13 protein-coding genes are annotated in these 14,004 nt (G+C 72.8%); 8 read left to right on the top strand and 5 right to left on the bottom strand.

What is annotated here, in order from left to right:
- The first annotated feature begins 21 nt into the window (after positions 1-21).
- Together F1721_RS32495 and F1721_RS32490 are read left to right on the top strand one after the other, a co-directional pair.
- Positions 22-1,029, top strand: a complete 1,008-nt coding sequence (locus F1721_RS32495) for a YdcF family protein (protein WP_246155445.1) — start codon at positions 22-24, stop codon at positions 1,027-1,029.
- Between the two features lie 129 nt (positions 1,030-1,158).
- Positions 1,159-2,298 carry a VanZ family protein gene (locus F1721_RS32490; RefSeq protein ID WP_246155441.1) on the top strand — a complete coding sequence of 380 codons (1,140 nt, stop codon included), beginning with the start codon at positions 1,159-1,161 and terminating at the stop codon, positions 2,296-2,298.
- Here F1721_RS32490 and F1721_RS32485 read toward each other — a convergent pair.
- Complete coding sequence (locus F1721_RS32485) at positions 2,291-3,514, bottom strand: sensor histidine kinase (protein ID WP_150070672.1); 1,224 nt, start codon at positions 3,512-3,514, stop codon at positions 2,291-2,293. The genes F1721_RS32490 and F1721_RS32485 overlap by 8 nt on opposite strands.
- Before the next feature lie 165 nt (positions 3,515-3,679).
- On the opposite strand from F1721_RS32485, the gene F1721_RS32480 reads away from it, so the two are divergent.
- The 4 genes from F1721_RS32480 (at position 3,680) to bla (ending at position 7,790) form a co-directional block, all read left to right on the top strand.
- The gene (locus tag F1721_RS32480; protein ID WP_150070671.1) at positions 3,680-4,909 is read left to right on the top strand and encodes a heparan-alpha-glucosaminide N-acetyltransferase domain-containing protein; all 1,230 of its coding nucleotides are present in this window, start codon (positions 3,680-3,682) and stop codon (positions 4,907-4,909) included.
- A 56-nt stretch (positions 4,910-4,965) separates the two neighbouring features.
- Positions 4,966-5,838, top strand: coding sequence for a LysR family transcriptional regulator (locus tag F1721_RS32475; RefSeq protein WP_150070670.1), 873 nt, complete (start codon positions 4,966-4,968; stop codon positions 5,836-5,838).
- Positions 5,835-6,725 carry a serine hydrolase gene (locus tag F1721_RS32470; protein WP_150070669.1) on the top strand — a complete coding sequence of 297 codons (891 nt, stop codon included), beginning with the start codon at positions 5,835-5,837 and terminating at the stop codon, positions 6,723-6,725. Before F1721_RS32475 ends, F1721_RS32470 begins: the two co-directional genes overlap by 4 nt.
- Before the next feature lie 180 nt (positions 6,726-6,905).
- Positions 6,906-7,790, top strand: coding sequence for a class A beta-lactamase (bla, locus tag F1721_RS32465; RefSeq protein ID WP_387512435.1), 885 nt, complete (start codon positions 6,906-6,908; stop codon positions 7,788-7,790).
- A gap of 56 nt (positions 7,791-7,846) precedes the next feature.
- On the opposite strand, the gene F1721_RS32460 is transcribed toward bla, so the two are convergent.
- A complete protein-coding gene (locus tag F1721_RS32460; protein ID WP_150070667.1) occupies positions 7,847-8,512 on the bottom strand; it encodes an esterase/lipase family protein in 666 nt (221 codons plus the stop codon).
- Positions 8,513-8,669: 157 nt separating this feature from the next.
- On the opposite strand from F1721_RS32460, the gene F1721_RS32455 reads away from it, so the two are divergent.
- Positions 8,670-11,294, top strand: coding sequence for a helix-turn-helix transcriptional regulator (locus tag F1721_RS32455; RefSeq protein WP_150070666.1), 2,625 nt, complete (start codon positions 8,670-8,672; stop codon positions 11,292-11,294).
- Positions 11,295-11,433: 139 nt separating this feature from the next.
- Positions 11,434-11,853 carry a DUF2871 domain-containing protein gene (locus F1721_RS32450; RefSeq protein WP_150070665.1) on the top strand — a complete coding sequence of 140 codons (420 nt, stop codon included), beginning with the start codon at positions 11,434-11,436 and terminating at the stop codon, positions 11,851-11,853.
- Here F1721_RS32450 and ligD read toward each other — a convergent pair.
- The 3 genes from ligD to F1721_RS32435 all read right to left on the bottom strand — a co-directional run bounded on the left by ligD (position 11,850) and on the right by F1721_RS32435 (position 13,989).
- Positions 11,850-12,848 carry a non-homologous end-joining DNA ligase gene (gene ligD / locus F1721_RS32445; protein WP_150070664.1) on the bottom strand — a complete coding sequence of 333 codons (999 nt, stop codon included), beginning with the start codon at positions 12,846-12,848 and terminating at the stop codon, positions 11,850-11,852. The genes F1721_RS32450 and ligD overlap by 4 nt on opposite strands.
- Positions 12,849-12,937: 89 nt before the next feature.
- Positions 12,938-13,315, bottom strand: a complete 378-nt coding sequence (locus F1721_RS32440; RefSeq protein WP_246155439.1) for a DUF4440 domain-containing protein — start codon at positions 13,313-13,315, stop codon at positions 12,938-12,940.
- On the bottom strand, positions 13,312-13,989 hold the full coding sequence (locus F1721_RS32435) for an MBL fold metallo-hydrolase (RefSeq protein WP_150070662.1): 678 nt from the start codon (positions 13,987-13,989) through the stop codon (positions 13,312-13,314). The genes F1721_RS32440 and F1721_RS32435 overlap by 4 nt, the downstream gene beginning before the upstream one ends.
- Positions 13,990-14,004: the final 15 nt, after the last annotated feature.

Raw genomic sequence — 14,004 nt, 5'->3', positions numbered from 1 at the left:
CGGTCGGTTAGCCTTCTGGCCGTGCTCTTCCTCGTGATCGCCGCTGCGCTGTTCGTCGTCTTCGCGATCGGTTTCCTCCGCGACCGCCGACGGGTGCGCAACGGCGTCTACCTGTTCTTCTGCCTGATGTTCCTGGTCGCCGGGCTGCTGTTCCAGCTCGCGATGGTCTCGGAGCTCGCCGCTTCGATGATCCTCGTGGTGCTGGTGATCCTGGTGCCGATCACCGTGCTGGTGCTCGCCGGGTTCCTGATCGCCAACGGGATCACCATGCTGCGCCGCGAGGGCAGGCGGGTGGCCAACCTGCTGTCGCTGGCCGCCGGGCTCGGGATCATCGGGATGATCGTGCTGACCGGCGTGGCCGGGTACTTCCGGTGGAAGCCGCTCCTGATGTTCACCGGCGCGGTGAACAGCGTGCTGTTCTACGTGTCGTTCCTGTTCGTGTGCTTCCTGCTCTACTCCTTCGTCTACGGCAAGTTCCCGCACCGGACCAACGTCGACTTCATCGTGGTGCTCGGTTCGGGGCTGATCGGCTCGCGCGTTCCGCCGCTGCTGGCCAGCCGCCTCGACCGGGGGCGCGAGGTGTTCGAGGCCGAGCGCGCGAAGGGGCGGCAGCCGCTGCTGGTGACCTCCGGCGGGCAGGGGCCGGGCGAGGACCTGCCCGAGGCGCGGGCGATGGCCGACTACCTGATCGAGAAGGGCGTGCCCGCCGACCAGGTCCTGGTCGAGGACCAGTCCCGCACCACCGAGCAGAACCTGCGGTTCAGCAAGGCGATCATGGCGCAGCTGAAGCCGGACTTCCGCTGCCTGGTGGTCACCAACAACTTCCACGTGATGCGCGCCGCGCGCACCGCCCGCGCGGAGAAGGTCAACGGCCAGGTGATCGGTTCGCCCACCGCCCGGTACTACTGGCCGAGCGCGACGATCCGCGAGTTCGTGGCGATCTTCCTGTCGCACAAGGTGATCAACGGCGTCATCTGCCTGCTGCTGATCCTCGGCGGCATCCAGAACACGGAGGCGGTGACCCTCTGAAGGGGGAGCGGCAGCGCCGGAGCGCGGGTCCGCACCGCGCCGGTTAGGATCGCCGGGTCCGTTCGCGGGGGTGTGCGGAGCTGCCGCCTCCTGCGCTGATCCGTCCTTCTTCGATGGGATAGTGGAGTTTTGAGCACGCGGTTGATTCCGGCTGTGGTGGCGGTCGCCGTCGGGGGCCTCCTGGCGATCGCCCTGTTCGTCCCGTACGTCGCGAGGCAGTACCGCAGACGTGGCGAACTCGGCATCGGCAACGCCGCGCTGGCCCTCGCCGGGCTCGTCTACAGCCTCGCGCTGGTCGCCTACGTGCTCCTCCCGATGCCCGAGCTGCGCCCGGACTTCTGCGCTGTCCACGGCACGAGCGGTCCACAGTGGACCCCGTTCGGCTTCCTCGACGACATGCAGAAGGAGGCGATCGGCACCGGGGTCGCCGCCACGCTGCGCAACCCGGCGCTGACCCAGGTGCTGCTGAACGTCGCGCTGTTCGTGCCGCTGGGCATGTTCGTGCGGTACATGTTCCGGCGCGGGGTGCTGGCCACCACGGCGATCGGCGCGGGTGTGTCGCTGCTGATCGAGGTGACGCAGGGCACCGGCATCTGGTTCCTGTACCCGTGCGCGTACCGGCTGTTCGACGTCGACGACCTGATCGCCAACGGCTTGGGTGCGCTGCTGGGCGCGCTCGCGGCACCGGTGCTGCGCGCCGTGCCGGGCCAGCGCCTCGACACCGATCCCGGCGAGCCGCGGCCGGTCACCAGGTCTCGGCGGCTGCTCGCGATGATCTGCGACCTGATGGCGTTCCAGTTCCTGGGCGCGATCTTCGTCACCCTCGGCAACGTGCTCCTGCTCGTGGTGCACGGCGAGCTGATCATGGGTACCACCGCGCCTGCCGAGCTGGCCGGGTACGCCGAGGTCAACGCAGCGGCACCGTTGGTCCCGTGGTTCCTGCTGGCGGTAGTCGTCCCGCTGGCGGGCAAGGCGCCCAGCCTCGGGCAGCGCATCGTGCGGCTGCAGGCCGTGCGTAGTGACGGGCGCCCGGCCGGACCCGGCATGCGCCTGCTCCGCAGCCTCCTCGGCGTCGGCGGCTACGTGCTCCTGACACAGCTGGGCGCGCTGCCCGGGTTGGGCGTGCTGTCGACGCTCTCGCTCATCCTCGGCCTCGCGTCGCTCATCGCCCTGTTCACCACGGCCGGGCACCGCGGGCTGTCCTACGTGCTGACCGGGTTGCGGCTGACCGACTCCCGCGCCGTCGATCGGGTCGAAGTCCTCAGCTGAGGTCGCGCGGCTGGGCCGGGAGCGCGGCCGCGATCTCGAAACCACCGTCGGGCAGCTGGCCGGAGCGGATCTCGCCACCGGCCAGCTGCACCCGCTCGGCCAGCCCGATCAGGCCCTGACCGCCGCTGGGCAGGCTGCGCTGGAAGCCCGCGGCCGGGCGGCCGTTGCGGATCGAGACCGCGAGCTGCTTCGGCCCGTAGTCCAGCGAGACGGTGGCCCGCGCGCCACCGGCGTGCTTGTGGACGTTGGTCAGGGCTTCCTGCACGACCCGGTAGGCAGCGCGCTCCACCTGGTCGGACAGGTCGCGGCGGTCGCCGGTGATCTCCAGCTCGACGTCGAGCCCGGCCTCGCGGGAGGCCGACACGAGCGCTTCGAGGTCCTTGAGCTTCGGCTGCGGCGGTTCCGGGGTCTCGTCGCCGGGGTTGGCGCGCAGCACGCCGATCATCTGCCGCAGCTCGTCCAGCGCGCCGCGCCCCACCTGCTGGATGGTCGCCGCCGCGCTGGCCGCCTTCTCCGGATCGGCCTTCGCCACCATCTCCAGCGCACCGGCGTGCACGACGACCAGGCTCACCTGGTGCGCGACGGAGTCGTGCATCTCGCGGGCGATGCGGGCCCGCTCCTCGCTGCGCGTGCGCTCGGCGATCAGGGCGCGCTCGCGCTCGGCGCGTTCGGCCCGCTCCACCCAGTGCACCAGCCTGGCGCGGCGACCGGCCATGTAGCGGCCGACGACGACGGGGAAGAGCAGCACGAGCGCCCGCATCACGAGGCCGGTGACGAGCACGTCGGGGTTCACGTCGAACGGCCAGAACGTCCAGGTGACCTCCACCAGGACGACCAGCGCCGCGACGCTCCAGACCTGCCAGCTCTTCCGCCCGTAGGCGCCCAGCGAGTACAGCGCGGGGAGCTGGCCCATGGACAGCGGGACCAGCACGTGCACGACCGTGGTGGCGAGGAGCACGGTCACCGGGAACCGGCGCATGCCGAGCAGCGCGAGCGCGGCGGCCAGCGCTCCGACCAGCTTCGGCAGCGCGTCGCCGAAGTCCGGGTTGTTCTGCACGATGCTCCAGGTCGAGAGCCCGAAGGTGACGGCGCTGACGGTCACCAGCAGCACCCACCGCGGCACGCCCGCGAGCCAGGACGGCCGCGTACCGACGAAGGGCTCTTCCTCCGGTTCGGGAGTGCTCGACGAGGGCGCGCTCAGCTTCTCGGTTGCCACGCCGCGAGCCTATGGCAACCGGCGTCGCGCCGGATTGACCCCGGGTCGTACGCCTGGGGTATGACGTGGTCGCGCGGCGCGCGATCTCCGTGCGCCTGGCGGATGATCGGCGAATGGGCCCGCAGTGCGACGACCGCGCAGCGCCGCTCGCCATACCGTCGCGGCATGGTTTTCACGAACGAAAGTCCGCCTGCGACGCGGGTTCCCGTCCGCACCCGCCTCCACGGCGTCGACATCGCCAGGGGACTGGCGGTCCTCGGGATGTTCGTCGCGCACGCCGGTCCGGCGGCGCTCAACCCGGCAGCCGGGGGCGCGGCGGAGTTCCTGGCGGCGCTCGGCAACGGGCACGCCTCGATCCTGTTCGCCACCCTGGCCGGGGTGTCGCTGGCGCTGCTGACCGGGGGCAGCCGACCGCACGAGGGCCTGGCGCTGCGCCGGGACCGGGTGCGGATCGCGGTGCGCGCGGTCGTCCTCTTCGCACTCGGCATGGCGCTGACGCAACTGGGCACCCCGATGATGGTGATCCTTTCGTTCTACGCGCTCTACTTCCTGCTGACCCTGCCGTTCCTGCGCCTGCGGCCCGCGGCGCTGCTGGTGCTCGCCGCGGTGTGGGCGATCGCCGGGCCGGTCGCCTCCTTCTTCCTCCGCGGCGCGATCGGCAGCGGCGACACGGCCGGTGGTGCGCTGGCGTTCAGCGACTTGACCTCGTGGGACGCGGCCGTCGCCGGTTTCCAGCGGCTGCTGCTCGACGGTGCCTACCCGGTGCTGACCTGGATGCCGTTCGTGCTCGCCGGGCTGGCCGTCGGCCGGTTGGACCTGCGGTCGACCGCGGTGCGGCTGAAGCTGCTGATCAGCGGTGTCGTCCTGGCCGTGGTCGGCACGGGCGGCTCCTGGCTCGCCCTGCACGTCTTCGGCGGTGTCCGGGCCCTGCAGCCGACGCTGGACAACCTGCAGCCGATCGCCGCGGAGATCGGCAAGGAACCGCTCGAACTGCTGCAGATGTTCGGCTTCGGCGTCGTGCCCACGACCACCCCGGCGTTCCTGCTGATCAACGGCCCGCACACCGGGACGCCGTTCGAGATCGTCGCCTCGACCGGTGCCGCCCTCGCGGTCCTGGCGCTCTGCCTGTTCGCCGGTGACCACCTGCGCACCCCGCTGGCCCCGCTGGCGGCGGTCGGCGCACTGGCCCTGACCGTGTACACGGTGCAGGGGCTGCTGCTGGAGCCGCTGATGCAGGGGCTCGGCGAGCAGCCGTGGCTGCCGCTGCTCGTCCTGGCGCTGGGTTCGCTGGTGCTCTGCGGGTTGTGGCGGCCGCTCCTCGGCCGCGGGCCGCTGGAGCGTGTCCTGCACTGGACCTCCACCAGGACGGCGGACGCGGTCGTCCCCGCGCGGTGAACCGGCCGGTGGGCGTCGGCGAGGTCGGCGCCCACCGGCGGTGGTTGGATCGGCGCGTGGACTTGCTTCGCCATCTCCGGTTCTTCGTGGCGGTCGCCGAGGAAGGGCACTTCGGGCACGCCGCCGACCGGCTCGGCATGACCCAGCCGCCGGTCTCGCAGGGCGTGCAGCGGCTGGAGACCCGGCTCGGGATCACCCTGCTCACCCGGGGCTCGCGCGGGGTGCAGCTGACCACCGCCGGGGCCGAGCTGCTGCCCCGGGCGCGGGCGCTGCTCGACGGCGCCGAGCAGTTCGAGGAGGAGGCCCGGCGGCAGCGGGAGAACCGCGGCGCGGTGCGCATCGGCGTCATCCCGGCGCTCAGCGACCGGCAGGTCGCGGCGTGCACGGCCGCGGTGCGCGCGGCGGCGCCGGACCCGGCCGCCCGCACCGTGATCACCACGACCGCGCCGACCACCGACCTGGTCGAGGCGGTCGCCGCCGGTCGGCTCGACTGCGCGGCGGTGCACCACCCCGCGCTCATCGGCGCGCTGACGCCCGGCCCGGTCCTGAAGATCCCGCGCTGGCTGCTGATCCCGGCCGAGCACCCGGCGGCCGACCGCAGGCCGTCGCTCCGGGCGCTGCGCGGCCTGGCCTGCGCGACGGCTCCCCGCAGCCACGGCACGGCCGCGTTCGACCTGCTCGTGGACACCTTGCGGGCCAAGGGCCTGGACCCCGACTTCCTGCCCGCGCCCGGGGACCGCGACGCCATCACCGCGGTCGCCGCCGGGCGGGCGTTCGCCCTGACCACCGACCCGGAGCTGGACGGCCCGGGCGCGGTCCGGGCCCCGGCCGGGGACGACCTCGCGCTGCGGGTCCGGCTGGTCTGGCAGGAATCGGCGGCCGACGACGTGGTGGGCGCGTTCGAGGCGTCCCTGCGGGGAACCCGATGAGCCCGGTGGAGCGGCGGATCCGCGAGGTGCTCGCCGACGCCGGTGCGGAGGGCTGGGTGCACGCGACGCAGTTCGGCGGCGGGCGGGAGATCTGCGCCGGTGCGGACGAGCTGGTGGTCACCGCCTCGGTCTACAAGCTGCCGCTGCTGGTGGCGCTGTGCCGGGCGTTCGACGCCGGTCGGCTCGACCCGCGCGCCGCGGTGCGGATCGACCCGACGTCCTGCACCCCGGGGCCGAGCGGTTTCTCGACGTTCCTCGACCCGGTGACGGTGTCCTGGCGCGATCTGGCCGCCTCGATGATGGCGGTGTCGGACAACTCCGCCGCGGACGTCATCCTCGGCGCCGTCGGCCTGGACGCCGTCGCCGAGGTGCTCGACGACCTGGGGCTCTCCCGCACCCGGATCGTCGGGGGCACCGCCGACCAGCACGCCTCGCTGGTCCGCGACCTGGGCACCACCACGGCGGCGGAAGCCTTCGAGCTGCTCGGCAACAACGACGCCGCGCGCACCGTCAGCGCCTACGACCCGGCGTACGCGAGCGCCACCACCCCGCGCGAGATGACCCGGCTGCTGGAGCTGATCTGGACCGACGCCGTCGCCTCGCCGCAGCAGTGCGCGTTCATCCGGCGGCTGATGGGCAACCAGATCTGGATGCACCGGGTGCGGTCCGGGTTCCCGTTCCAGGGCGTGCAGGTGGCGGGCAAGACCGGCACCGTCGGTGCGGTGCGCAACGAGGTGTCGGTGGTGCAGTTCGAGGGCGAGGAGCCGGTCGCGGTGGCGGTGTTCACCCTCGCCGCGCGAGCCGATTCCGCGCTGCCGCGCGTCGACTCGGCGATCGGGGAGTGCGCCTGGCTCGCCGTCAACGACCTGCGCTCCGGACGGCTGTGAGGAATTTTTTTTCCGGCCCGAACCGGACAGTTGCGACCGGCCGGGCGCTGCGACCATAGCGAACCGCTATCGCCGTGCCGCCGACCGCGGATTGGCGCGATCGCACGAGGGCTGCTTGATTGGTCCCGACCGGACCTCCGGTCGTCGGACTGAACGGAGAAGTACTTGCGGCACAACGAAATTCGACTCGGGCGACGCGCTGTCCTGGGGGCGCTGCTGGCCGTTCCCGCGTTGGTGGCGTGCGGCACCGACAAGGGGGCTCCGCCGCCCGCTCCCGCCCCGCCCGGCCCCGACCTGGCCGAGCTGGAGCGCCGCTACGACGCCCGCCTGGGGCTGCACGCGACCAACGTCCGCACCGGCCGGATGCTGGTGAACCGCCCCGACGAGCGGTTCGCGCTGTGCTCCACCTTCAAGACCTACGCGGTCGCGGCCCTGCTGCGCGACCACGGCCTGTCCAGCGGCTACTTCGACAAGGTCATCCGCTACACGCGGGACGACCTGGTGAGCCACTCGCCCGTCACCGAGAAGCACGTGGACACCGGCATGACGGTCCGCGAGCTCTGCGAGGCGACCATGACGGTCAGCGACAACACCGCGGCCAACCTGCTGCTGCGCGAACGCGGCGGGCCGGGGTCGATCGCCCCGTTCGCCCGCTCGATCGGCGATGCGACCACCCGGCTGGACCGGTGGGAAACCGACCTGGGCACCGCGATCCCCGGCGACGAGCGGGACACCTCGACCCCGGCCGGGATCGCCGCGGGCTACCGGGCGCTGGTGCTCGGCGACGCGCTCGCGGCCCCGGAGCGCGACCAGCTGACCAACTGGCTCATCGCCAACACCACCGGCGACAAGACCATCCGCGCCGGGCTGCCGCCGACCTGGCGCACCGGGGAGAAGACCGGCTCGGGTGACTACGGCACGCGCAACGACGTCGGCGTCACCTGGACCGAGGACGGCACCCCGATCGTCATCGCGATCCTGACCAGCAGGCCGAAGCAGGACGACGAGCGCCGCGACGCGCTGCTCGCCGACACCGCCCGCGCGGTCGCCGCGCACCTGGCCTGACCGCGGAGACCGCGGATGCCCGACGGGCATCCGCGGTTTCGCGCTGCACCTTCGGCTCAGGACTTGAAGAAGCCGACCACCTCGCCGAACACGCTGGTATCGGTGAGGAACCCGAGGTGCGTCTGGCAGGCGACCACGTTGTTGTCGGCACCGTCCACGGCCGTGCTCTCGTACGGGAGGATCACACCGTCGCACGGCGAGTACCAGGTCGCGTACGCGGTGTCGCCGGGCGTCTCGTCACCGGAGTTGAGCTGCTGCTCGAAAGCGGACCCGGGCACCATCTCCCGGCACGAGGCGTTGACCAGGCACGCGCTCGCGGCCGTGGTGCCGTGGTTGGCGCCCGCCAGCGACGCCCAGTGCGCCACCTTGGCGTGGCCGCCGAGCTCCTTCAGGTACCAGCGGCTGACGAGCCCGCCCATCGAGTGGTTGACGATGTCGACCTGCTCGGCCCCGGTCTCGGCCAGCACCCGGTCGACGAACGCGCCCAGCTCGGCGGCGCTGCGCTCGTTGGACTGGGCCCAGTCGTACTCGAACGCGTGCAGGTCCGACCGGTCGTAACCGTTGGCGCGGAAGTACGCTTCGGCAGCGGTCCAGTTGGACGCGCTGCCGGTGTAGCCGTGGACGAGGACGACGGGGTGCGGACCCGCCGCACTGGCAGAGGCAGCTGGCGCAACGGCGACGAACGCCAGGCACGCCAGGAGAACACCGATCAGCCGACGCATGCGGCCCTCCTCGTTGAGCGGAAGCGGATGGCGGAGAGCTTCGCGCCCGCAGCGGGCTCCGGGCATCGGCGAAATCACCAGTCCGCGCGCACCGGGGGACCGCGGTTACGACGTTGGGCGTGTTTTCCGGCGGCGATCGCACCCGCACACTGACCCCATGTCGGACAGCGCAGTCGACCCCGTGCTGCGGGGCAGGGAGCGGGAATCGGCCGTCCTGCGCGACTTCGTGGCGCAGCGCGGGGGTGCGCTCGTGATCACCGGAACCCCGGGGACCGGCAAGTCGGCGTTGCTGGATCACGTTCGCCGCACCGCGTCCGGGTTCCGGACCGCGCACGTCGACGGGGTTCGGCCCGAGCGCGAGATCCCGCTGGCGGCCCTGGACCGCTTGCTGCGCAGCGCGGGCCACCGGCTCGCCGCGCACGAGCGGGCCGAGGAAGCCCTGTTCGTCCGCGCGCCGCTGCTCTGCTGCGTGGACGATGTGTCCGAATTGGACTCCGCGTCGCTGCGGGCGCTGGCCTTCGCCGGGCGGCGGGCGGGCGCGGACGGGGTCCTGCTGGTGTTCGCCGCCGATCCGGCGACCGCCGATGGCGAATTGAGCGGCATTCCTCAGCTGCGGCTCGCCGAACTCGACGTCGGAACCAGCCGCCAACTGCTCGCCGACCGGTTCGGTTCCGCGCTGGATCCGGTGGTGGTGGCCGAGATCGCGCGGCGCGCGGGCGGCAACCCGCGAGCACTGGTCGAGGCGGCAACCGCGCTTTCGCCGGAGCAGCGCGCAGGACTGGCACCCGTTCCGCAGCTGCTACCGCACAGCAGCGCTTTGCGCGCTGGGTTGCGCCGCGCCGCCCGTGATCTACCGGATCCCGCCCTGGCTGTGGTCGCCCGAGCCGCAGCGGCCGAGCACGACCTGGCGGCGGCCGGGTTCCCCGCGGACGGGTTGGCGGAGGCGGAGCGCTCCGGCCTGGTCGTGGTGGTGGGTGACCGCGTGCGGATCCCCAACGAGTTCGCGAAGTCCTGCCTGCGCGCGGACCTCCCGCCGGAGGTGCTGCGCGAAGCGCACCGCCACCTCGCCCGGACGACCACCGACCCGCTGCAGATCGCCTGGCACGAGCACGGGGCGGGTGATCGCGACATCGGCGATCTGCCCGCGCACCTCGCCCGGGCTGCGCGGTCCGCGCGCCGCGCGGGCCACCACGCCGTCGCCGCGGACGCTGCGGCGAAGGCGGCCGAGCTGGCGGTGGACCCGCAGCAGCAGGCGCAGCACCTGGTGTCGGCGGGCCGCGACGCGCAGCTGGCCGGTCAGCCGCGGCGCGCGCTGGCGCTGATCGACCGAGCACGCCCGCTGACGGCCTCGGACCGGTGGCGCGGGGTGGCCGATTTCGTGTTCGGCGAGGTGGCGCTGCGCGACGGCATGCCCGACGCGGCGCACCACGACCTGCTCCGCGCCGCGGACCGGCTGATCGGCACCGACCGCAGTCTGGCGGTGACCGCGCTGGCCCTGGCTGCGGAGGCGAACTGCGTCTCCGGTGACCACGAGCGCCTCTTCGCCCTCGCAGCGCGGGCCGAGCGACTGCGGAGCCCGGACGACGGCCCGGCCGAAACGCTGATCTTCGAGCACGTGCGCGGCATGGCCGCGACGTTCCGGGGCCAGCACGCGGCGGCCGTCCCGGCGCTGCGGCGGGTGCTGGCGCTGGTCGACGAGCACGAGGCCGTGGTCGGCCGCATCCTGGCCAGCCAAGCGGCTTTCGCGCTCGGCGACCCGGCGCGCGCGCACCACCTGGCGCACCGCGCCGCGGCTGCGGCCAAGGATCGCGGCGAGACGGCCCACCTGCCGTGGGCGCTGGTGTACCGGGTGCTTTCCGCGCTGCTGCTCGACCGGTACGACGACGCCGAGACCGGCGCGCTCGAAGGGCTGCGGCTGGCACGCGCCACCGATCAGCGCAACATCGCCATCGACCACCTCGCCCTGCTGGCGCTGGCAGCAGCGCTGCGCGGCGACCACGAGACGGCGCGCGGCCGCCTGGACGCGGCATTCGGCGACGGCGTCGCCAGCCGCGGGCTGGGGCGACCGGGGGCGTTCGGCATGTGGGCGCTGGGCTGCGCGGAGCTGGCGTCGGGCCGGTCGGCCGACGCGGTGCGCAGGCTGTGCTCGGCCGCACCGGGATCGGGGCGGATCAACCCGGTCGTGCGCGTCATGGCCGCGCCGCACCTGGTGGAATCCGCGGTCGACTGCGGCGAAGGGGCCCGGGTCCGCCGCACCTTGGACGCTTTCGACGACTGGGCCAGCACGACCGGCAGCCGGACCCGGCTGGCGCTGTCGCACCGCTGCCACGCGCTGATCGCGGAAACCGGGGCGGACGCGGACGAGCGCTTCCGCACCGCGATCGAGCTGCACCGCAGCAGCGGCGCAGCGGTGGAACTGGCCCGGACCGAGCTGCTCTACGCAAGACGGCTGCGCCGCCAGCGCAAACCCCGGTTGGCCCGCGAACTGCTCAGCGAGGCGCACGCGATCTTCGAGCAGTTCGGCGCGAACAGCTGGGCGGAGCAGGCGGGCGCAGAACTGCGCGCGGCCGGGGTCAGCACGCCCCGGCGCGCACTCGCCCCCGGCGAGGACCTGACCCCGCAGCAGGCGGAGATCTGCCGACTGGTCGCGGAAGGCGCGACGAACCGGGAGATCGCGGAGCGCCTCTTCATCAGCCACCGCACCGTCGACCACCACCTGCGCAACATCTTCACCAAGCTCGGCGTCCGCTCCCGGGTCCAGCTGGCCAAGCTCGTGGGCTGACGCGCATCGATCGAACGGTTGATTCCGCGGTGCGGCTTTCGGCGCGCGGCAACCGATCCCCGGTGCGATGTGCGCGGCTGCGGCACTGACGACAGTGGAAACCGGAGACGGTGACCGCAGGGAAGGAAGCGCATCGGCGATGAAGAAGCTCTACTGGGCGGCGTTGAGCTACATGGTCCTCGGGCTGGCGGCCGGGTTGTACTACCGCGAGCTGACCAAGGCCCACGAGTTCACCGGCGACACCCAGCTGGCGGTGGCGCACACCCACCTGCTCGCGCTGGGCATGCTGTTCTTCCTGGTGGTGCTGGCGCTGGACAAGGCGTTCGGGCTGTCCGGCAACCGGCTGTTCACGCTGTTCTTCTGGTTCTACAACGCAGGTCTGGCGCTCACCGCGGCGATGATGCTGGTGCACGGCACGATGACGGTGTTCGGCGCGGAGAGCTCGGCGGCGATCTCGGGCATCGCCGGGCTCGGCCACATCCTGATCACCCTCGGCCTGGTGCACCTGTTCCTCGCGCTGCGCAAGGTGCTGCCCGGGCAGCGGGCCGAGGTGGGCTAGTCCCGCTTGGCCCGGCTGGGTGCGACGCGCGGTGGTTCGTTGGGCTGCTTCGGGTAGACCGGCGGCCACGGCGCGTCCTGCAGCCCGGCCGCCATGTCCCGCGCGGACCGCTCCAGCAGCGGCTCGATCGACTGCGGCCGCCGGTCGGCCCACGGGTCGCCGAGCTCGGCCAGCCGACCGGGAACCGTGGCGATGGTCAGCGAATCCGGATCGACGGCGGCCAGCTCGTCCCACGAGATCGGCGCGGACACCTGAGCGCCCACCCGCGGCCGCACGCACCACGCGCCGAAAACGGTCTTGTGCGGCGCGTTCTGGTTGTAGTCGACGAACACCCGCGAACCCCGCTCCTCCTTCCACCACTTGGCGGTGATCAGGTCGGGGTGGCGGCGCTCCAGCTCGCGGGCCAGCGCCACCGCGGCGGCCCGCACCTCGTAGCTGTTCCACCGCGGCAGCAGCGCGGCGTAGATGTGCAGGCCCCGCGAGCCGGACGTCTTCACCTGCGCCTCGATGCCGTGCTCGCCGAGCAGCTGCCCGGTCAGCCGGGCTGCCTCGACGACCTGCGCGAACGTCACGCCGGGGGAGGGGTCGAGGTCGATGCGAAGCTCGTCGGCGACCTCCGGGGTGTCGGCGTGGTACGGCCAGACGTGGAAGCCCAGGCACCCGAGGTTGACCGCCCAGGCGATGTGCGCCAGGTCGGCGGCGACCAGCGCATCGCTGGTGGTCCCGTTGGGCGTGGACACCACGGTGGTCCGCAACCAGGCCGGAGCGGACTTGGGCACCCGCTTCTGGAAGAACGACTTCCCACCGGCCCCGTCCGGATACCGCTCCAGCAGCAGCGGCCGCCCCTGCAAGGTGCTCAGCAGCGGCCCGGCCACGGCCTGGTAGTACCGGATCAGGTCGAGCTTGGTCTCCCCGCGCCGGCTGAAGAACACCTTGTCCGGGTGCGAGACCGGAACCTCGGTCCCGTCGAGCTCCAGCACCACCGATTCGCCCACGACCGACCTCCACCCGCAGCTCCACGAGCCAGCCTAGAACCCGACAGGCCCGCACGCAGCGAGCTCGACGGGGATGCTCTGCGGACGGCTCAGGCCGCGGTTTCGTGGACGTGCTGCCAGCGGAAGCCGTCGGGGGTGCGGCGGAGGACCGCGGTGGTGCGGCGGGCTGTGGTGGCTCCGCCGTGGTGGTGGGTCTCGCGGAAGCGGACCACCGCGAGGTCGGTGGTCTCCGCGACCGTCGTGACCTCGTCCACCTCGATCGCCAGGCCCGGCGCGGAGTCGTTCGCACCGGACAGGGCGTCGAAGAGCTGGTCCGCGGTCAGCACCGCGCCGTCGGTGGTGATCAGCGCGAAGTCGTCCGCGTGCGCGGCCCGGAGCTCGGCCAGGACCGCGGGGTCGCAGTGCTGGCCGAGCCAGTGCGCCAGCAGCCGGTGCAGCCGCCGGACCTCGGTGTGGACGTCGGTCACCAGCCGCGCTCGCGCCACTCGGCGAGGTGCGGGCGCTGCTCGCCGAGCGTCGAGTCGTCGCCGTGGCCCGGGTAGAACCAGGTGTCGTCCGGGAGCTCGGCGAAGATGCGGTTCTCCACGTCGTCGATCAGCGACCGGAAGTTCTCCGGGGAGGTCGTCTTGCCCACCCCGCCCGGGAACAGCGAGTCGCCGGTGAACAGGTGCGGGTGGCCCGCCGGGTCGCGGTACAGCAGGGCGATCGAGCCGGGCGTGTGGCCGCGCAGGTGGATCACCGACAGCTCGGAGTCGCCGACGGCGATGGTGTCGCCGTGCTCGACCAGGCGGTCCGGCGGCACCGGCAGCGCCTCGGCGTCGGCCGGGTGCGCCAGCGTGAAGCACCCCGTCTGGCCCGCCACCGGGCCCAGCGCCTGCCAGTGGTCGGCGTGCTGGTGGGTGGTGACGATGGTGCGCAGCCGGGGGCGCTGGTCGTCGTGGCCGAGCAGGTCGGCCAGCCGCTCGGAGTCGTTGGCGGCGTCGATCAGCAGCGCGTCCCCGGTGTTGCGGCACACCAGCAGGTACGCGTTGTTGTCCATCGGGCCGACGGAGATCTTCGTGATGGTCAGCGCGGCCAGCTCCCGGCGAGCCGGGTTCCCACCGGGCTCGACGTGTCCCGTGTACTCAGCTTCGAACTCCACGCACCGAGCTTAGAG

Origin of the sequence: Saccharopolyspora hirsuta, assembly GCF_008630535.1 — a bacterium.
Lineage (GTDB): Bacteria > Actinomycetota > Actinomycetes > Mycobacteriales > Pseudonocardiaceae > Saccharopolyspora > Saccharopolyspora hirsuta.
Note: the sequence above shows the minus strand (reverse complement) of the source record. Positions and strands in the feature narration are given on the sequence as shown.